General features: G+C 68.7%; 19 protein-coding genes. 13 read left to right on the forward strand and 6 right to left on the reverse strand.

The genetic code is table 11. The annotated features are described in order from the left end of the window. Positions 1 to 29: 29 nt before the first annotated feature. Complete coding sequence (locus tag EYW40_RS13670; protein WP_135822213.1) at positions 30 to 782, reverse strand: IclR family transcriptional regulator; 753 nt, start codon at positions 780 to 782, stop codon at positions 30 to 32. Between the two features lie 461 nt (positions 783 to 1,243). Here EYW40_RS13670 and EYW40_RS13675 point away from each other — a divergent pair, with 461 nt between their 5' ends. The 4 genes from EYW40_RS13675 to EYW40_RS13690 all read left to right on the forward strand — a co-directional run bounded on the left by EYW40_RS13675 (position 1,244) and on the right by EYW40_RS13690 (position 5,971). Beyond that, complete coding sequence (locus tag EYW40_RS13675; RefSeq protein ID WP_135822214.1) at positions 1,244 to 2,077, forward strand: proline dehydrogenase family protein; 834 nt, start codon at positions 1,244 to 1,246, stop codon at positions 2,075 to 2,077. A 153-nt stretch (positions 2,078 to 2,230) separates the two neighbouring features. Next, entirely contained in the window at positions 2,231 to 3,766 is a 1,536-nt protein-coding gene (locus EYW40_RS13680; protein WP_135822215.1) for an aldehyde dehydrogenase family protein, read from the forward strand. A gap of 215 nt (positions 3,767 to 3,981) precedes the next feature. After that, positions 3,982 to 4,182: a hypothetical protein gene (locus EYW40_RS13685; protein ID WP_135822216.1), complete on the forward strand. Its 201-nt coding sequence runs from the start codon at positions 3,982 to 3,984 to the stop codon at positions 4,180 to 4,182. A gap of 730 nt (positions 4,183 to 4,912) precedes the next feature. Beyond that, positions 4,913 to 5,971 carry a DUF2249 domain-containing protein gene (locus EYW40_RS13690; protein ID WP_135822217.1) on the forward strand — a complete coding sequence of 353 codons (1,059 nt, stop codon included), beginning with the start codon at positions 4,913 to 4,915 and terminating at the stop codon, positions 5,969 to 5,971. A gap of 57 nt (positions 5,972 to 6,028) precedes the next feature. Here EYW40_RS13690 and EYW40_RS13695 read toward each other — a convergent pair whose 3' ends face one another. After that, positions 6,029 to 6,799, reverse strand: coding sequence for an MOSC domain-containing protein (locus EYW40_RS13695; RefSeq protein ID WP_135822218.1), 771 nt, complete (start codon positions 6,797 to 6,799; stop codon positions 6,029 to 6,031). A gap of 163 nt (positions 6,800 to 6,962) precedes the next feature. Here EYW40_RS13695 and EYW40_RS13700 point away from each other — a divergent pair, with 163 nt between their 5' ends. The 3 genes from EYW40_RS13700 to EYW40_RS13710 all read left to right on the forward strand — a co-directional run bounded on the left by EYW40_RS13700 (position 6,963) and on the right by EYW40_RS13710 (position 8,891). Then, positions 6,963 to 7,568: a trimeric intracellular cation channel family protein gene (locus EYW40_RS13700; RefSeq protein WP_202614555.1), complete on the forward strand. Its 606-nt coding sequence runs from the start codon at positions 6,963 to 6,965 to the stop codon at positions 7,566 to 7,568. A 56-nt stretch (positions 7,569 to 7,624) separates the two neighbouring features. After that, positions 7,625 to 8,098 (forward strand): hypothetical protein, encoded by a 474-nt coding sequence (locus EYW40_RS13705; RefSeq protein ID WP_135822220.1) that lies wholly within the window; start codon positions 7,625 to 7,627, stop codon positions 8,096 to 8,098. An 88-nt stretch (positions 8,099 to 8,186) separates the two neighbouring features. Further along, the gene (locus EYW40_RS13710) at positions 8,187 to 8,891 is read left to right on the forward strand and encodes a helix-turn-helix domain-containing protein (protein ID WP_135822221.1); all 705 of its coding nucleotides are present in this window, start codon (positions 8,187 to 8,189) and stop codon (positions 8,889 to 8,891) included. Between the two features lie 39 nt (positions 8,892 to 8,930). Here EYW40_RS13710 and EYW40_RS13715 read toward each other — a convergent pair whose 3' ends face one another. After that, positions 8,931 to 9,317: an ArsR/SmtB family transcription factor gene (locus EYW40_RS13715; RefSeq protein ID WP_135822222.1), complete on the reverse strand. Its 387-nt coding sequence runs from the start codon at positions 9,315 to 9,317 to the stop codon at positions 8,931 to 8,933. A 416-nt stretch (positions 9,318 to 9,733) separates the two neighbouring features. Here EYW40_RS13715 and arsD point away from each other — a divergent pair, with 416 nt between their 5' ends. The 4 genes from arsD to hcsS are packed head-to-tail and all read left to right on the forward strand — an operon-like array spanning position 9,734 to position 12,539. Next, positions 9,734 to 10,063, forward strand: a complete 330-nt coding sequence (arsD, locus tag EYW40_RS13720) for an arsenite efflux transporter metallochaperone ArsD (protein ID WP_135822223.1) — start codon at positions 9,734 to 9,736, stop codon at positions 10,061 to 10,063. Next, positions 10,064 to 11,992 (forward strand): arsenical pump-driving ATPase, encoded by a 1,929-nt coding sequence (gene arsA / locus EYW40_RS13725; RefSeq protein WP_135822224.1) that lies wholly within the window; start codon positions 10,064 to 10,066, stop codon positions 11,990 to 11,992. It abuts the gene before it with no gap. Next, positions 11,989 to 12,357 carry a halo-CC-star protein HcsL gene (hcsL, locus tag EYW40_RS13730; RefSeq protein ID WP_135822225.1) on the forward strand — a complete coding sequence of 123 codons (369 nt, stop codon included), beginning with the start codon at positions 11,989 to 11,991 and terminating at the stop codon, positions 12,355 to 12,357. The genes arsA and hcsL overlap by 4 nt, the downstream gene beginning before the upstream one ends. Then, entirely contained in the window at positions 12,348 to 12,539 is a 192-nt protein-coding gene (gene hcsS, locus EYW40_RS13735; RefSeq protein WP_202614541.1) for a halo-CC-star protein HcsS, read from the forward strand. The genes hcsL and hcsS overlap by 10 nt, the downstream gene beginning before the upstream one ends. Positions 12,540 to 12,602: 63 nt before the next feature. On the opposite strand, the gene EYW40_RS13740 is transcribed toward hcsS, so the two are convergent. The 3 genes from EYW40_RS13740 to EYW40_RS13750 form a co-directional block, all read right to left on the reverse strand. Further along, positions 12,603 to 13,682 (reverse strand): CNNM domain-containing protein, encoded by a 1,080-nt coding sequence (locus tag EYW40_RS13740; protein WP_135822226.1) that lies wholly within the window; start codon positions 13,680 to 13,682, stop codon positions 12,603 to 12,605. Positions 13,683 to 13,793: 111 nt separating this feature from the next. Then, complete coding sequence (locus tag EYW40_RS13745) at positions 13,794 to 14,669, reverse strand: DUF7551 domain-containing protein (RefSeq protein ID WP_135822227.1); 876 nt, start codon at positions 14,667 to 14,669, stop codon at positions 13,794 to 13,796. 1 nt (position 14,670) lies between these two features. Further along, positions 14,671 to 14,856 carry a hypothetical protein gene (locus EYW40_RS13750; protein WP_135822228.1) on the reverse strand — a complete coding sequence of 62 codons (186 nt, stop codon included), beginning with the start codon at positions 14,854 to 14,856 and terminating at the stop codon, positions 14,671 to 14,673. Between the two features lie 249 nt (positions 14,857 to 15,105). Here EYW40_RS13750 and EYW40_RS13755 point away from each other — a divergent pair, with 249 nt between their 5' ends. Then, the gene (locus tag EYW40_RS13755; protein ID WP_135822229.1) at positions 15,106 to 16,209 is read left to right on the forward strand and encodes a HEAT repeat domain-containing protein; all 1,104 of its coding nucleotides are present in this window, start codon (positions 15,106 to 15,108) and stop codon (positions 16,207 to 16,209) included. A gap of 152 nt (positions 16,210 to 16,361) precedes the next feature. Continuing rightward, entirely contained in the window at positions 16,362 to 17,276 is a 915-nt protein-coding gene (locus tag EYW40_RS13760) for an NAD(P)/FAD-dependent oxidoreductase (protein WP_135822230.1), read from the forward strand. Positions 17,277 to 17,281 lie beyond the last annotated feature (5 nt).

Below are 17,281 nucleotides of genomic sequence, written 5' to 3' on the forward strand. Positions count from 1 at the left end.
CGCCGTAACCACCGGAGGCGCGACGCCGGTCAGCCGAGTTCGGCCTCTATCTCGTCGATCGTGTCGAACAGCCGCCCGACGGTGCTTTGCTCGATCTGCTCGTCGGTCAGCCGGTAGGTCGGCCCGTCGACCGCGAGGCCGCCCAGCACGCTCCCGTCGGGCTTCGTTATCTTCGCGCCCACGCTCCGGAGCCCCTCGCGCTGTTCCTCGTCGTTGACCGCGTACCCCTGCTCGGCGATGCGGTCGAGTTCCGCCCGCAGTTCGTCCCGGTCCGTGATCGTCTGCTCCGTCAGCGCCGGGAGCCCCCAGCGGTCGATGATCTCGTCGATGCGCTCGTCCGACATCTCGGCGAGCAACACCTTCCCGTTGGCCGTCGCGTGCATGTGGAGGTACTGGCCGATCTTGAAGTCGGTCATCGCGGAGCCGCCGATGTTGTGGTACACCACGACGAGCCGGCCGTTCTCCTCGGTGGAGAAGGTGATCTCCTCCGGGATTTCGTCGGCGAGGTCGCGGGCCTTCGAGCGCACGACGTCGAACGCGGGCTCCTTGCGCCGCGCGCGCTCGGCGTGGGAGAGAAAGCGCAGGCCGAGCTGGTAGGTCCCGTCCTCCTTCACCACGTAGCCGAGCTTCTCGAGGGTGGCCAGGTGGTAGTACAGCGAGCTTTTCGAGAGGTCGAGCCGCGACCTGAGCTCCGCGAACGTCGCCCCGCCCGCGTCCTCGATGACGTGGACGACTGCAAAGGACGTCTCAGTCGTCGAGAACGTCCGGGTTTCGTCGGTCATTGTCCCACGGCACGCGCCCCGCCCACAAAAGAGTTCGCATCATGTGAACCATGGGCTCCGGCCGTTCATACGTTCCCTACAGCGGCGATATCGTACCTGTTAGCAGGACGAACACGGGATCGCTGGCGTCCGCGGAGACTGCGACCGCGACGGCTACGGCGGCGATCAGCCCGATCTATCCTCGTTTCACAATATACGAACTCGTTCGTCGGACGGCTCCGAATAGCGGACAATAATTACATTCCTAGTTGTGTAATACCACGCCCCGCCCGGGCGCGTCGTGGAGTCTGGCCCGGCGTGGATCCGTCACGGCTACCGGTTCACGGGGCGCAATAGTTCACAATGCTCGAAACGACGGGTTCACGGGTTCTGCGGCCGCAGTACGACGATCGCGTGCGGCTGTCGTTCCCTTATTTGATTGGATAGGATCTTTTTTGTCGATCGAACCGACACTGGCTATCGTGATTCCGCCGATCGCGAACAACTTCGTGGCTGCCGAATCGACGGAGGGGGCGCTGGAGTACGCCGCCGACCTCAACGGCCGGGGCGTCAGTGCCATCCTCAACCTCCTCGGCGAGCACTACGACGAGCGCGGCCCCGCGGCCGAGGACGCCGAGGAGTACCGCCGCCTGACCGCCGAGATAGCCGAGCGCGGGCTCGACGCGTCGATCAGCGTCAAACCCAGCCAGGTCGGACTCGACGTCGGCGACGACGCCTTCGCCGAGAACCTCACCGACATCGTCGGCAACGCCATCGACCACGACGTCTTCGTCTGGGTCGACATGGAGGACCACACGACGACGGACGCGACGCTCGATGCCGTCGTCGAGAACGCCGAACGCGACGGGGCCGAGGTCGGCGTCGCCATCCAGGCGAACCTCAAGCGGACCGGCGACGACCTCGAACGCCTCGCCGCGACCGACGCGACCGTCCGCCTCGTCAAGGGGGCGTACGACGAACCCGCGTCGGTCGCCCACACGGACAAATCGCGGGTGAACGAGGCCTACGAGGAACACCTCGACTACCTCTTCAGCGAGTTCGACCGCGTCGCCGTCGGGAGCCACGACCCACAGATGATCTCGCGCGCCCGACGCCTCCACGAGGAGTACGGCACGCCCTACGAGATACAGATGCTCATGGGGGTGCGCGAGGACGCCCAGTTCGACCTCGCGGCCGAGGACGTGTGCGTCGTCCAGTACGTCCCCTACGGGTCGAAGTGGGCGCAGTACTTCTACCGCCGCGTCATGGAGCGCAAGGAGAACCTCCTCTTTGCCGCCCGCGCGATCCTGCCGTGACGCCGCCGTCCGGCACCGACACTCCTTCCGTCCCCGACAATCGCCCGGGAAACGGCCACGGAACCCGACAACCCCCGCTCAAGTAGTGGAACATCACCCGACCCCGACCATGGAAGGGACGGGGTTCTACTACGTCGGGCGAGACGAGCGCGTATGAGTCAGGGAAGCGGTTCCGAGACGCACCAGCACTACATCGCCGGCAAGTGGACCGACGGCGAGGGCACGGAGACGTTCGAGAGCACTAATCCCGCGACCGGCGAATCCTTGGGCGAGTTCCGCCGGGGCACAGAGGCCGACGTCGACCGGGCGATGGCCGCCGCAGACGACGCCTTCGAGGAGTGGCGCGAACTCTCCCGCATCGACCGCGCCGAGTACCTCTGGGACATCTACCACGAACTCCGCGACCGACACGACGAACTCGGCCAAATCGTCACCAAGGAGTGCGGCAAGGAGATCAGCGAGGGCAAAGCCGACGTCACCGAGGCCTGGCACATGGTCGAGTGGGCCGCCGGCGACGCCCGCCACCCCAAGGGCGACGTCGTCCCCAGCGAGATCCCCGAAAAAGACGCCTACATGCGCCGCAAGCCCCGCGGCGTCGTCGGCTGTATCACCCCCTGGAACTTCCCCGTCGCCATCCCCTTCTGGCACATGGCCGTCTCGCTGGTCGAGGGCAACACCGTCGTCTGGAAGCCCGCCGAGCAAACCCCCTGGTGTGGCCAGGTCATCGCCGAAATGTTCGAGGACGCCGGCATCCCCGACGGCGTGTTCAACATGGTCCAGGGCTTCGGCGACGCCGGCAACGCCATCGTCCAGGACGACCGCACCGACACCGTCCTCTTTACCGGCTCCGCGGAAGTCGGCCACCAGATCGCCGACACCGTCGGCGGCACCCCCGGCAAACTCGCCGCCTGCGAAATGGGCGGCAAAAACGGCATCGTCGTCACCGAACAGGCTGACCTCGACATCGCCGTCCATTCGGCCGTCATGTCCAGCTTCAAAACCACTGGCCAGCGCTGTGTCTCTTCGGAGCGCCTCATCGTCCACACGGACGTCTACGACGAGTTCAAGGAGCGCTTCGTCGAGATCGCCGAACAGGTCGCCGTCGGCGATCCCCTCGACGACGAGACGTTCATGGGACCGGCCATCGAACCCGACCACGTCGAGAAAATTCAGAAGTACAACGACCTCGCACAGCAGGAGGGCGCGAACGTGCTCGTCGACCGCGCGGAACTCGACGACGATGAAATCCCCGAGGGCCACGCCGAGGGCAACTGGGTTGGCCCGTTCGTTTACGAGGTCGACTACGACGAGGACCTGCGCTGCCTGAAGGAGGAGGTGTTCGGCCCCCACGTCGCCCTGGTCGAGTACGAGGGCGACATCGAGCGCGCGGTGGAGATCCACAACGACACGCCGTACGGGCTGGCCGGCGCGGTCATCAGCGAGGACTACCGCCAGATCAACTACTACCGCGACCACGCGGAAGTGGGCCTGGCGTACGGTAACCTGCCCTGTATCGGCGCTGAAGTGCAGCTACCGTTCGGCGGCGTCAAGAAGTCCGGCAACGGCTACCCGAGCGCCCGTGAAGTGATCGAGGCCGTCACCGAGCGCACCGCCTGGACGCTCAACAACTCCACCGACATCGAGATGGCACAGGGTCTCTCTGCTGACATCACTACCCAGGACGACTGAGCGCGACGACCCGACGAGCGGCCGCCGGGGCACCCCTCCCATGGTCGGGTCGGTGTATACTGGCTACCGGGGGTTCGTACTAGGCACGATGGAAGCCGACAGGAACTGTCCGGTCTGCGAGGCGCTGACGCGGGACGTCGCCGGCATCGAACGCTGTACCGAGTGCCACTGGCTGTACCCTCAGGGTGCTGACTGACCGAACCCAGTGGACACCGATGGAGAGACGCGTCCTCGGCCAACTGTACAGGCTCGAACCTCTGGGAATGGAGCAACTCATCGACCGGACCGAAGGGCATCCCTTTCTGGTCGAGGAGTGCTGTATGCGGTTGTTCAGGGACGGCCTCGTCACCACCGACAGCCCCGGCGTCTACCGTCTGACCGCGGAGGGACACCGGCGGTACAGGGACGTCGAGTGACCACAGCGCGGTGTGAAACGACGGACGACGCCTCGGATTGTGGCCGGGATGACAGGACCAACGAGGCTCGGCGTCGAACGCGTTTCGAGAGATAGATAAAATAAAAATAATACATCAATTTCTTATAGCTACGATTCATGACGTGTCGTGTGTCGTATGAAAACGGGTGCAAAAGCCCAACTGACAGCATGCGGACGGATTCGGTCGGTGGGACGAGTAACGGTGATACACTCCGTCGTTCGAAGCGTCCGGAAGCGATCGAACGTCGCCTCCGAACGGATACGAACGTATTAAGCGCTCTCAAGCGCAAATACTATCGTTACACTGGTCATCAGATCCCCGCAACGATGTCGGCGCATCAAGGACCGTCGACGTGGCATCGGGAGAGCGGACCGCCGGCGACGAATCGAGTCCCGGGAGCCAGATCGTGTGAACGAATACATGAAGTACTTGGATACATAACTAGACAGTAGAGATAGCAAATAACACGGATTCTCGATAGGTAAATACGGCGGCCGAACACCGCAAGGGGACATCGCAACAGCCCCTCACGGAAGGAGCGGCGACGTGAGCGCTGTCGGAGGAAAAAGGCGTCACTGCGTCTATCGGGGGAGGGCCTCAAACGACGGCGGGACGAAACCGAGGTCACCGGGTCGTGGCGGGCCGGTTCCGACGACGCCGAAGGCATTCGCAACGGAGTACATATGCCTGCTGGAGAGAGGTACGAACGATGACGGAACTCAGCCTCCTCGGTCGGTCCGCGGACGAGTCCCGACGGGAACTGTACGACGCGCTGACGGACGCGGAGCCCGGCGACGAACTCGCCGTCGAGGCCGACCGGGACGTCGACGCGCACCTGGTCAGATACCAGATCGACCGGGGCCGCGCGCTCGACTGGGAGTACGCGCACCCGGACGCGGAGCCGAGGGAACTCCGGGTGACCAAGGGCGAACCGCTGGCCGAGGGCGAACTCGGAACGATCGACGTGCGGGACCTGAAGCCACAGCGGCGACACGAGGCCCTCCTCGACATCTTCGACGAACTGGAGCCGGACGAGGGGTTCGTCCTCGTCAACGACCACGACCCCAAGCCGCTGTATCACGAACTGAAGTCGATGCACGGCGACGTGGTCGAGTGGGAGTACCGGAACCGCGGGTCGGACGGATGGCGGGTCGCGGTTGTCAAGACCGGCGAGTCCGACGCCGACGACGACGACGTCGTCACGCGGTACGACGTCCGGGAAATCCCCAAGCAGGAGCGGCACCCGACGATCCATCACCGGTACGGGATGATCCCGGAGGGCGGGACGATGGAACTGATCGCCCCGCACGAGCCGAAACCGCTCCGCCGCGAGTTCCGCCAGCAGTACGGCGGCTCGTTCGCCTGGAACGTCGTCGAGAAGGAGCCGGGCCGCTGCCGCGTCCGGATCACGAAGGCGCGCGAGGCGGACGACGGGGCCGCCGACGAACCGGAGCGCGACGCGTCCGACGCACCGTCGGGCGACGGGTCGCTCGAAATCCGCGAGGAACTGGACGTCCGGGACCGTCCCCCGGCACAGCGCCACGAACTGATCTTCGAGTCCTACGCCGACCTCGACGACGGCGAGGGGTTCGTCCTCGTCAACGACCACGACCCCAAGCCGCTGTACCACCAGTTCGAAGCCGAGGCCGGGCCGGAGTTCCGCTGGGAGTACCGACAGAAGGAGCCCGGGGAGTTCAGGGTCGTCATCGGAAAGGCCGAACGCGTGGGGAGCGCGACGTCCGACGAGGGACCGACGACGCCGTTCTGATCGGGTACGGTCGCCCGACACTCCAAGACCGGAGTGGCCGCCGGTCAACGGGAACTATCAGTCGTCGACCGCGACGTCGTCGTCGACGCGCAGGGTTCGCCCGCGGTCGGACTCGGGCACGCGGGCGATTATCATCAGCGAGTAGTGGTGGTCGAACGCGTCGTCGTCGGCCCACTCGGGGAACGTCTCGCGGCGCTTCGCCACGAACCGCTCGCGGAACTCGGGGGTCGGGTCGCCGGTGTCCGGGTCCCGCTGGGGAACGACACAGCGCCCGCACGGCGTGACGCCCTCGAAGCGGACGTCGCCGACCGCGAACCCGGGTGCCGCTTCGCCGACGAACCGGTCCTCCCAGAACGCCGGGACGCCCGAAACCTCGACGTTCGCCCGGAGCCGTCGCCGAGCGCCGTCGACGGTCATGTCCTCGAACCACGACGCGACGGTTTCGAGCGTCGCCGTGCTGACGACCGAGGGTCCCATCCCCCGCCGGTCGACGTACCCGAGCGACGCGTCGCGCCGGAGCGTCAGGTCGGCATCGAAGAAGTCGCCGAACCACTCGGCGGCGCGCTCGCGCTCCGATTCGAGGTCGAACCGGCGGGTCTCGCCGGCCCCCGTTTCGACGCGCAGCGACGCGGACGCCGGGTCGAATTCGGTCGAGAGGTCGTGGACCCGGTCGGTCCGTTTGCCGTTGAGGACGTCCCCCTCGGCGTCGAACAGCGCGAACTCGCGGTCGTGTTCCAGCGTGCCGCCGTCGAGCACTTCGGCCGCGTCGAGGTCGATCCCGTCGAGTCCCTTCACCGGAAAGATCCTGAGTCGCTCCAGGCGGGCCATCGGGTGTATCGACAGGGCGCTCCCCTATAGAGGTTCGTTCGAACGTCGTTCCGGCTCCGGGCAAGCGTTTCCGGCGAACGCGTCCTCAAGACGCCCGCCCGCGTAGGTGGGGGCAGTGCTTCGAGACGTCGTCACGGTGCTTTTCGGCGACCCGTTCGCAGTGATGAACACGGTCGGGCTGGTCGCCTTCGCTCTCGTCGGGTCGGCGAAGGCGATCCGCGAGGAGTTCGACCTGTTCGGCATCGCGGTCGTCGGGCTGGCGATGGCGTTCGCCGGCGGGGCGACGCGGGACCTCCTGGTGAACCGGGTCCCGCTGGCGCTGGAGTCGCCGGTCGAGGTCGGCCTGGGGCTGGTCGGCGTCGGGCTGGCGGTCGCGCTGAGCGCGGCCCTCTCGTCGCCGGACAGCCATCCGATCACGCTCGTCTCGGACGCGGTCGGGCTCGGGGCGTTCGCGACGACCGGCGCTATCGTCGCAACGGGGGCGGGCGTGTCGGCGTTCGGCGTCGTCGCCATCGCCACCATCAACGCGGTCGGCGGCGGTGCCGTCGCGGACATCCTCCTCGACCGCGCCCCGTTCATCCTCTTCGACGACTTCTACGCGAGCTGTGCGGTGTTGGGCGGGTGCGCGTACTGGGCGGCGTTGAGCGTCGGCGCGGCCGGACCGACCGCGGCCGCGGCCTGTGCGGTCGTGACCGTCGGAACGCGGCTGGCGGCGGTGACGTACGGCTGGGACCTCCCCTCGGTGCAGCGCCTCGGGATCGATACCTGAGCGCCCGGAAGCGACCGGCCGAAAGCTTATCCCACCGTTCGAGAAAGGTAGCGACGATGCCCTCCGGGACGGACGAAACCCTCGTCGCAGCCGCTCGGCTCCTCCTCGTCGGGGCCGGCGTCGCGGTCGCCGCCCTGACCGTCGAAGCCCTCGTCACGATGCCGCCGCCACCGCCCGACAGCGATGGGTTCGCGCACGGCATGGCGGCGATCTTCGGCAGCGTGGTCATCGTGCTGTCGCTCGGGGTCGCGGCGGTCGGCGTGGTCCTCCCGACGGTCCTCGGGCGGGACGACAGGCTCGGCTTCGGTCGCCGGCAACGCCTCGCGCTGAAAGGCGCTGCCGTCCTCATCGGCGGCGGCCTCGTCGCGGCGCTGGCCGTCGGTGCCGTCGGCGGGCTGCAGTACGGGATCCTCCTGTGGCTCGGGCTCGTCGTCCTGGCGGTGCTCGTCGTCGGGGCGACGCTGGTCTGGCGGGCGGTCGAGGCCGTGGTCCGGTTCGTCTCTCGCCGGGTCACAGCCGACGCGCCGTGACGAGCGCCCCCATCCCGCGACCGCCGGCGGGCCGGACGCCGGCACGCGAGATCGTTCCTTTATACGGTTCGAGTCGGTACGGCGTCACATGAGTCAGGCAGACGTAGAGACGTGCAACCGCGCGCTGTTACAGGTCTGGCACGGGGACTGCTGGGGGATAGACGCCGCGTCGGAGACGGGCGCGGAGATGCTCATGCACCGCGTCCACCGCGTTTCGGACGGGACCGCGAAGGGGCATTTCACGGTGTTCGACGGCGAGGGCGAGGATATCGAGTCGTTCATAGACGCCGTACGGGGGTCGGAGTACACGGAGTCGGTGAACGTCCTGCCGAGTCAACAGTTGGAGTACGAGTCGCTGTTCGGCGTCCCGTCGGCGGACCTCATCGTCGACTACGACGCCGGCCACAGCGTCGGGGACGCGCTGATCTCGGAGGGGTTCATCAACCACAGCCCGGTCCACGTCCGGGGGACCGGCGAGCGCTGGCCGGTGTTCATCCAGGAGTCCCGGGCGGAGATGGAGACCCGTCTCGACCGGATCCGGGAGCGGGTCGACGCCGAAATCGACGTCGAGCAGGTCATCTCCGGCGACCGACAGCTGAGTCACGGCCCCCTGCCGATCCAGTACAGCCTCTCGCCGAAGCAAAAGGAGGTCGTCGGCTTCGCACGGCAGGCCGGCTACTACGAGTGGCCCCGGGAGACCTCGGTCCGGGAGATGAGTTCGGAGTTCTCCGTGTCGAAGACGACGTTTCTGGAGCACCTCCGCAAGGCCGAGGCCAAGATCATGGACCCGTGAGGCCCGGCGGCTTCGCGGCCCGGCCCGGGGACCCCCGGATCAGAGTTCGCGCGAGCCGTCTAGCGCGACGATGACGGCGCTTGCCCGCGGCGTCGCGCGATATTTGCGCCACTTCCCGTCCTTGCGGCGGGTGACGAGGCCCGCCTCGGTGAGCTTGGACAGCGCGTGGCTGATGGCGCTGTCGCTGACGTCGACGAGCGGGGCGAACTCGCAGACGCACAGTTCCTCGTTGGCGACGTGCAGGAGCCGGAGGATCCTGTAGCGCGTCTCGTTCGCGAACGCGGAGAGGACGTCGACGTCGGATTCGATCGCGGATTCGCCCGCGTCGAGCGATTCGAGTTCCGCGAGCCGCTCCTCGACGTCGGCCTCGCAGCAACTCCCCTGCTCGTCGGTGAGGTAGCGTCGGAGCCGGTCGGTAGATGACATGCGGAACATTTGAACACGTATCTGATTAAACGTTGTGGGACGGGAGCGATGCCGGGTTCAGGACCCGATAGTCGTTTCAACTAGCGCTGTACCATTCATTCGAAGCGGACTTATAGATGAACGCAGCGTAAACTGAGGTTGGCGCTTCCGCCGGGGCGGCGTCCATCAAACAGTCCAGGTAGAACCGGAATATAGCCCATTTTGGCCCGTAAGACGCACTCAGTACACTGCGTCGAATCCACCACGAGGTGTCGCGAAGCCATTCGAGTTGAAGACGTCCGAAATCGTCCTCGGCTGGATCGGTGGGTTTATGGACCTGATTGAAAGAACGTTTAATCGTAATCCGGTAGACGAGCTGCATACGTCGCTGCGGCGGCACCGAGCGATTGAACGATCCGAAAACCAAACCGACCACCATGACTGAACTCACGCTGTACGAGGAAGCGATGTGCTGTTCGACCGGCGTCTGCGGCCCGGACCCCGACGACGAACTCGTCCGGGTCAGCGCCGCGCTCGACCAACTGGAGGAGGAGTTGGACGACGTCGAGATCACCCGCGCGAACATGCAACACGACATCGAGCGGTTCCTGGAGACGGAGCGGGTCTACGACCTCGTCGACGAGGAGGGCCCCTCCGTGCTCCCGATCACCGTCGTCGACGGCGAGATAGTCGCCACCGGGGCGTACCTCTCGTACGACGAACTCGAAGCGACAGTCGCCGGCGACGCCCGGCCACAGGAGGCCTGAATGGCGGGAGCAGCAACCCCCGCCCGCGAGGTCGTCGAACCGACCGGGGAGGAGACGGAGTTCGTCTTCTTCAGCGGCAAGGGCGGGGTCGGCAAGAGCACCGTCAGCTGTGCGACCGCCGCGTGGCTCGCCGACAACGGGTACGAGACGCTGCTGGTGACGACCGACCCCGCGCCGAACCTCTCGGACATCTTCGAGCAGGAGATCGGCCACGAGGTGACCGGGATCCGGAACGTCGAGAACCTCTCGGCGATCGAGATCGACCCGGACGTGGCCGCCGAGGAGTACCGCCGGGAGACGCTCGAACCGATGCGGGAGCTGCTGGACGACGAGCAGCTCGAAACCGTCGAGGAGCAGCTCAACAGCCCCTGCGTCGAGGAGATCGCCGCCTTCGACAACTTCGTCGACTTCATGGACAGTCCGGAGTACGACGTGGTCGTCTTCGACACCGCGCCGACGGGGCACACGATCCGCCTGATGGAGCTGCCGAGCGACTGGAACGCCGAACTCGAGAAGGGCGGCTCGACCTGTATCGGGCCGGCGGCGTCGATGGGCGACAAGAAGGCGGCCTACGAGCGCGCTATCGACACGCTGCAGGACGGGGAGCGGACCGCGTTCGCCTTCGTGGGGAAGCCCGAGGACTCGTCGATAGACGAGATCGAGCGGAGCGCCGCCGACCTGCGCGAGCTCGGCATCGAGCCGCAGCTGCTGGTCGTCAACGGCTACCTGCCGGAGTCGGTGTGTGACGACCCGTTCTTCGGCGGGAAACGCGAGGACGAACGGGCCGTCATCGACCGCGCGAGATCGGCGTTTTCCGACCGGGCGGTCGCGACGTACCCGTTACAGCCCGGCGAGATCGCCGGACTGGACCTCCTCTCGGACGTGAGCGGCGTCATCTACGACGGCGACGAGCCCGCGGTCGACGTCGACGACGGGGCGGCCGCACCGAGCGCGGACGCGACACCCGACGTCGACTCGCTCGCCGACGCCGACGCGGTCGCCGACCAGCTTCGCCCGGCGGACGGGACGCGCTACCTGTTTTTCACCGGGAAGGGCGGCGTCGGCAAGAGCACGGTCGCGTCGACGACGGCGACCGCGCTCGCCGAGCAGGGGTACGAGACGCTGGTCGTCACCACCGACCCGGCCGCCCACCTCGAGGACATCTTCGGCGAGCCGGTCGGACACGAGCCCACGTCCGTCGGGCAACCCGGCCTCGATGCGGCGCGGATCGACCAGGAGCGCGCGCTCGAGGAGTACCGCGAGCAGGTCCTCGACCACGTCACCGAGATGTACGAGGACGGCGACGGGGACGTCGACGTCGACGCCGCGGTCGCCAACGTCGAGGAGGAACTGGAGTCGCCCTGCGCCGAGGAGATGGCCGCGCTCGAGAAGTTCGTGAGCTACTTCGACGAGGACGGGTACGACGTGGTCGTCTTCGACACCGCCCCGACGGGCCACACGCTGCGACTGCTGGAGTTGCCGAGCGACTGGAAGGGCTTCATGGATCTGGGGTCGCTGACGAGGGGCGCGGCGCCAGAGAGCGCCGACAGGTACGACGACGTGATCGAGACGATGCAGGACCCCGCCCGGAGCACGTTCGCCTTCGTGATGTCGCCCGAGTACACGCCGATGATGGAGGCGTATCGGGCCGCCGAGGACCTCCGCGACCAGGTCGGCATCGAGACCTCGCTCGTCGTGGCGAACTACCTCCTGCCGGAGGAGTACGGCGACAACGCCTTCTTCGAGAGCCGGCGCGCACAGCAGCGCCGCTACATAGACGAGATCGCCGACCGGTTCGACGCGCCGATGATGCTCGCGCCGCTCCGGGGCGACGAGCCGGTGGGCCTCGACGACCTCCGGTCGTTCGCCGAGGCGATCGCCGGGCTGGAGTCCCTAGACGAGGAGGCCCCGGAGGTGACCGCGTCGTGAGCGACGCGCAGTCGGTCGACCCGGCCGTCGAGGACGCGCTCGACGCGTTCACCGAGACCCTCAGGGAGTCCGAGACGTACCGGGAGTTCGTCGCCGCCGAGGAGGCCCTCGCGGACGACGCGGAGGCGCTGGCGCTCCTCCGGGAGTACCGGGAGAAACAGCAGCGCGTCCGCCGGTCCGACTTCGACGGCGACCTGATGAGCGAACTCAAGGCCCTCAGGTCGGAGGTCGCGGACAACGAGACGATCCAGCGCCACCAAGCCGCACAGGAGGCGCTCGTCGACCTGCTCCGGCGGACGGACGACGCGGTCAGCGAGCGGATCGGCGAGGACTTCGCCCGGTCGCTCGGGGGTGGGTGCTGTTGAGCGCCGACGCCGACGACGTGCTGGCCGCCGCCGAGTCGCTCGGCGACGCGCTTCGGGCAGCCAAGGCGGAGGAGAGCGCGGAGGCGTTCGAATCGACGGTCCGCGAGTGTAACGAGGCGATCACCGAGGCGACGGGCGTCGAGTACGGCGAGGCCTGCGATGCGGGGAGCGACTGCTGTTAGGCGACGGAGAGACGGTCCGTCCGGGGGCCTCGCGTTTCGCGGCCGAGACGGACGCGTCCCGACTCAGGGGGACGCGCCCGACGGCGTCCCCAGTTCCACGTCGAGGGGGTCCTCGATCTCGCCCATCACGGCTTCGAGCGCGTCGGTCGCGGTGACCAGCCCCACGACCTCGTCGGCGTCGTCGACCACGAGCGCGAGTTCCTGGTGTTCCGCCTGGAAGCGGTCGACGGCGTCGCTGATGGGCGTGTCCTGCCGGACCGTCATCGGCGGGGCCGCCACGTCCTCGAAGGTGGCGTCGCCGCGGCGGAGGTCGTCGATCCGGTTGACGACCGCCGGGACGTAGACGATGCCGCGGAAGTCTTTGAGGCCGTCGCCGACGAGCGGGAACCGCGTATGGGGGCTTTTGCCGATCCGGTCGACGTTCTCCCGGACGGACGCCGTCGTCGAGAGGGAGAGGACGTCCCCGCGGGCGGTCATCACCTCCCGGACGGGCGTGTCGCCGACGGTGAAGGCGTTGAGTATCTCCTCCTTGCGTTCCTCGGTGATGTCCCCGCGGTCGAGCAGGGTGCCGAGCCGGTGGCGGAGGTCGGCGCGCGATTCGACCCGGTCGGTCTCGGTCTCCAGCCACGCGCCGGTCATCTCGATGCCGAAGAGGCGGAGCGTCCACTTCGCGACGCCGTCGCCGAGTACGATCACCGGGTACAGCAGCTTCGCGAACCAGTACAGCGGCGTCGCGCCGTACCGGGCGACGAGCTTCGTCCGTTCGACGCCGAGGTACGTCGGCGTCTGCTCGCCGTGTGTCAGGTGGAGCAGGTTGATGATGACGAACCCGAGGACGCCGCCCGCCCCGACCGACGCGAGGAACGTGTTCCCGAAGAACGGCTCGATCAGCGACGCCACCGCCGGCTCCGCGACGATGCCGACGGCGATGCTCGTCGCGGAGATGCCCACCTGACAGCTCGTGAGGTAGATCTCGAGGTCCTGGGTCATCCCCCAGGCGCGTCGCAGGCCGGGCACGTCGAACTCGGACTCCGGGAACTGACGCACGCGGGTGAGCGCGAACTCGATCGCGACGAAGAAGCCGTTCGCCAGGATGAGCGCCGCCCCGGCGAGCAGCCGAACCGTCAGTTCGATCGTGTCCATATCGGGGGTTCGATCGGGAGCGGTAAAGATGTTGTAAACGAGCCGGTAGGACCGGCCCGGCGGCAGCGGTCCCCGTCGGCGGCCGGCCACGCGTGTCGCGCCGCCCGCCGGTCACTGACGGCCGGCGACGGGGGCGGTCGACAGCCCGACCGGCGTCTCGGGGGCGGTCGCAAGCGTCAGTTCCCAGGTCTCGTCGTCGACCCGAACGGCGTCGGGGACGGCCGGGATCGCCTCCGGCCGCCGCCGCAACAGGTCCACGGTGATCGGCAGCGTCGGGAGGGCGGCGTCGGTCGACGACAGCGCGTAGTCGGTCAGCGACACACACACCGCGTCCCCGTCGGCGTCCGACAGCGAGTAGCTCTCGAAGAACTCGAGGGCCCCGAGCCGGTCGAACGCGGCCGCGACCGGAGTGGCGTCGGCCGGGGACCCCGGGAGCTGTGTCGCCGCCTCGCGGAGGATCTCCGCCTGCGTCGCCGGGGGGAACCGGCCGGCCAGCGTCGCCGCCATCCCCTCGAGGAGGTGGAGACAGAGCCGGTCCCGGCTCGTGACCGCTTCGGCGGCCTCGAAGTACGCGTCCATGACGGCGCGCTCGGCCGCGTCGTGGCCGCCCGCCGACAGCGTCTCGAACACCGCGCCCGCGACGCGGTGGCAGAACTCGATGCGCCCAGAACCGGGCGTGGAGGCCGGCGGGGTCGGCGGAAACGCCCAGTCGCGGCCCGGGTCGGCGGTCGGCGTCCGGGTCACCGCCGGCAGTTCGCAGACGACCGGGTCGTGACACGGGAGTTCGGGGTCGTACCGCCGGAGCGCGGCGCGGTACTGCTCTGCCAGCTGGGCGGCCTCGGCCGCCGTCTCCCGGTCCGGGAACCGCAGGTCGCCGAGGGGGACGATCCGCTCGTTCGTGCGGCCACAGACCACGCCGAAGGGGCCGTCCGCGACGGCCCGGGTTTCGATCCGCGACCGGAGCGCGGTCAGCGTCTGGCCCACCATGTCACCGATCCCGCCTCTCGTCGTTCCCCGGCGGCCGGTTCGCCCCGCCGCGCGGGCCGGAAGGCGGCGCGTCGTCCCCCGCTCCACCGGCGTCGCTCGCGTCCGCGTCGAACAGCCGGAGGTAGACGGCCGCCCAGAGTTCGCCCCGCTTTCGCCGCGACGAGGCGGGGAGGCGGTCGCGGGGCATCTCAGATCGCCCCCGGACGCGCGGGTCGTGGCGTCCCTGGCGCGGCTCCGGCGGGCGACTGTCCCGGTCGGTGGAGGTCGCTGGGCGTCATCAGTTTTTAGGCTAGCCTAAATAAATATAAAGCTTCCCCTGCCCGCCGGGTCCGTGAGGCGATGGAGGACACGGGACCCGACGAATACGCATGTGAGCGTCCGGGGCGCCGCCGCGGGCGACCAACACTTTTCACCCAGTCCGCCGAACCGCCCGACCGTGACCGACGGGAGCGAGGCGGGCGACCCGCCGCCGGCGGCAGCCCTCCGCGACGCCATCGACCGGGAGGCGAGCGCGGAGGTGGAATCGCTGGTTCGGCGGCTGCGGGACGGGAGCGACGACGCGTGGAAGGACCGGCTGCGGGTGCTGCAGTCGGCCGCGGACACGGAGCCGTCGACCGTCGCGCCGGCGCTCCCGCTGTTCGACGCGTTTCTGACGGACGGCGACCGGCCGGTTCGGCTGCGGGCGGTCAAGACGGTCGTCGCGGTCGCGGAGTCCCGCCCGACGGCCGTCGAGCCGCTCGTCGAGGTGCTGACCGAGCGCCTGTACGACGACTTCTACTTCGTGCGGGCCCGCGCCGCGGAGGCCCTGGGGCTGCTCGCCCGGGCCGACCCGTCGGCGGTCGACGCGACGACGGCGCGGGCGCGGTTCCTCGACTGCCTGGGGGACGAGAAGCCGGCGGCCCGCGGGAAGGCCGCGAAGGCCTTCGCGCACCTCGCCGCCGGGGACCCCGACGCGTGCCGGTCCGCCGTCGGGAACTTCGCCGCTCGACTCGACGACGAGAGCCCCGTGGTCCGCTTCTGGCTCGCCACGGCCGTCGCGACCGTCGCGCTCGACCACCCGCAAACGGTGGAGCCGATCGGCGACGACGTCGCGGACCTGCTGGCCGACGGGAACCCGTTCGTCCGCGGCCGCGCCCTCGAGTGCCTGGGCGCGCTCCGCCGGGACGGCTGGCGGCCCGACGGGGCCGTCGACTTCGAACCGCACCTGACCGACGGGAACAGCTTCGTGCAGGCCCGGGCGTGCTGGGCGCTCGCGGGCGACGACGGTCGGGTCGAGGCGCACCGTCCGCGTCTCGAAGAACTAGCGCGGGCGGACGACGACGCCGTCCGGCGGGCGGCAACCACGGCGCTCGACGGCCACGCGCACGGGGCGTCCGGGGCCGGGGTCCAACTGGTCGAGGACTTCCGGGACCCCGCGTACTCGTTCGACGCGGACGTCGAACACCCGGAGCCCCGGGAGAACGCATGTCCGAACTGCGGAACGACGTACCCGCCGGCCGGCCCGCCGGTCTGCCCGACGTGTGACACGCCCGGACGATAGTTTTAGGTTCGCCTAAAATTCGTAGCGCTTATGGTGGGATAGCGCGGCCCACATCACATGGACCGCCGAACCCCCGCTCGTCGGACGGACGTGCGACGCGACCGCGTCGCGGAGACAGCCACTGGCCCGCGCTCGCCGGAGGGAGCCGACGGATGACCGAAGCCGCCGACGCGTTCGACCCCGACGAGACGTGCGACGTCGCCGTCGTCGGGGGCGGCCCGGCCGGCTGTTCCGCGGGCGTGTTCACCGCCCGCTACGGCCTCGACACCCTCGTTCTCGACCGGGGGCGGTCGTCCCTCCAGCAGTGTGCCCACCTGGAGAACTACCTCGGCTTCCCGGGCGGCATCGACATCGACACGTTCTACGACCTGATGCACGCCCACGCGGAGGCGGCCGGCTGCCGCCTCGTCGACGACTTCGTCGACGCCGTGACCCGGACTGCCGACGGGTCGGGGTTCGCCGTGGAGACCCAGGACGGGCGCGCCGTCGAAGCCGAGCGCGTCGTCGCCGCGACCAGGTACGACAGCGAGTACCTCGAACCCCTCGACAAGGGGGAGATGTACGAGACGCACAACCACGGCGGCGAGAAGCACCGGCACTTCGACCGGTCGTACGCCGACCCCGACGGGCGAACGCCGATCGACGGGCTCTACGTCGCCTCGCCCGTCGACGACCGGAACCAGCAGGCCATCACCGCGGCCGGACAGGGGGCACGCGTCGGCCGGCACGTCGTCGGCGACGTCCGCGGGGACCGGGGGTACTGGGACGACGCCGCCGAGCGCGTCGACTGGGTGCGCCGGGAGCGGGCGCGCGACCCGGAATGGGGGACCCGCGACCGGTGGCGGGAGGCGTTCGACGAGCGGATGCCCGACGACCTCGACCTCCCGGCGGAGACCGTCGAGGAACTGCGGGAGGCGGAGGTCGACGACCGGCTGGACGCGTACATCTCCGACGAGGAGATCGAGGCCCGCAGGAAGCGGGCCCACGACCGCATCCTCGACCACCTGGACACGGAGCGGATCCGCGCGTACCTCGACCGGGTCGACGCGGAGTCGGCGGACGGTTGAGGGGC

This window comes from Halostella litorea, assembly GCF_004785955.1.
Lineage (GTDB): Archaea > Halobacteriota > Halobacteria > Halobacteriales > Natronoarchaeaceae > Halostella > Halostella litorea.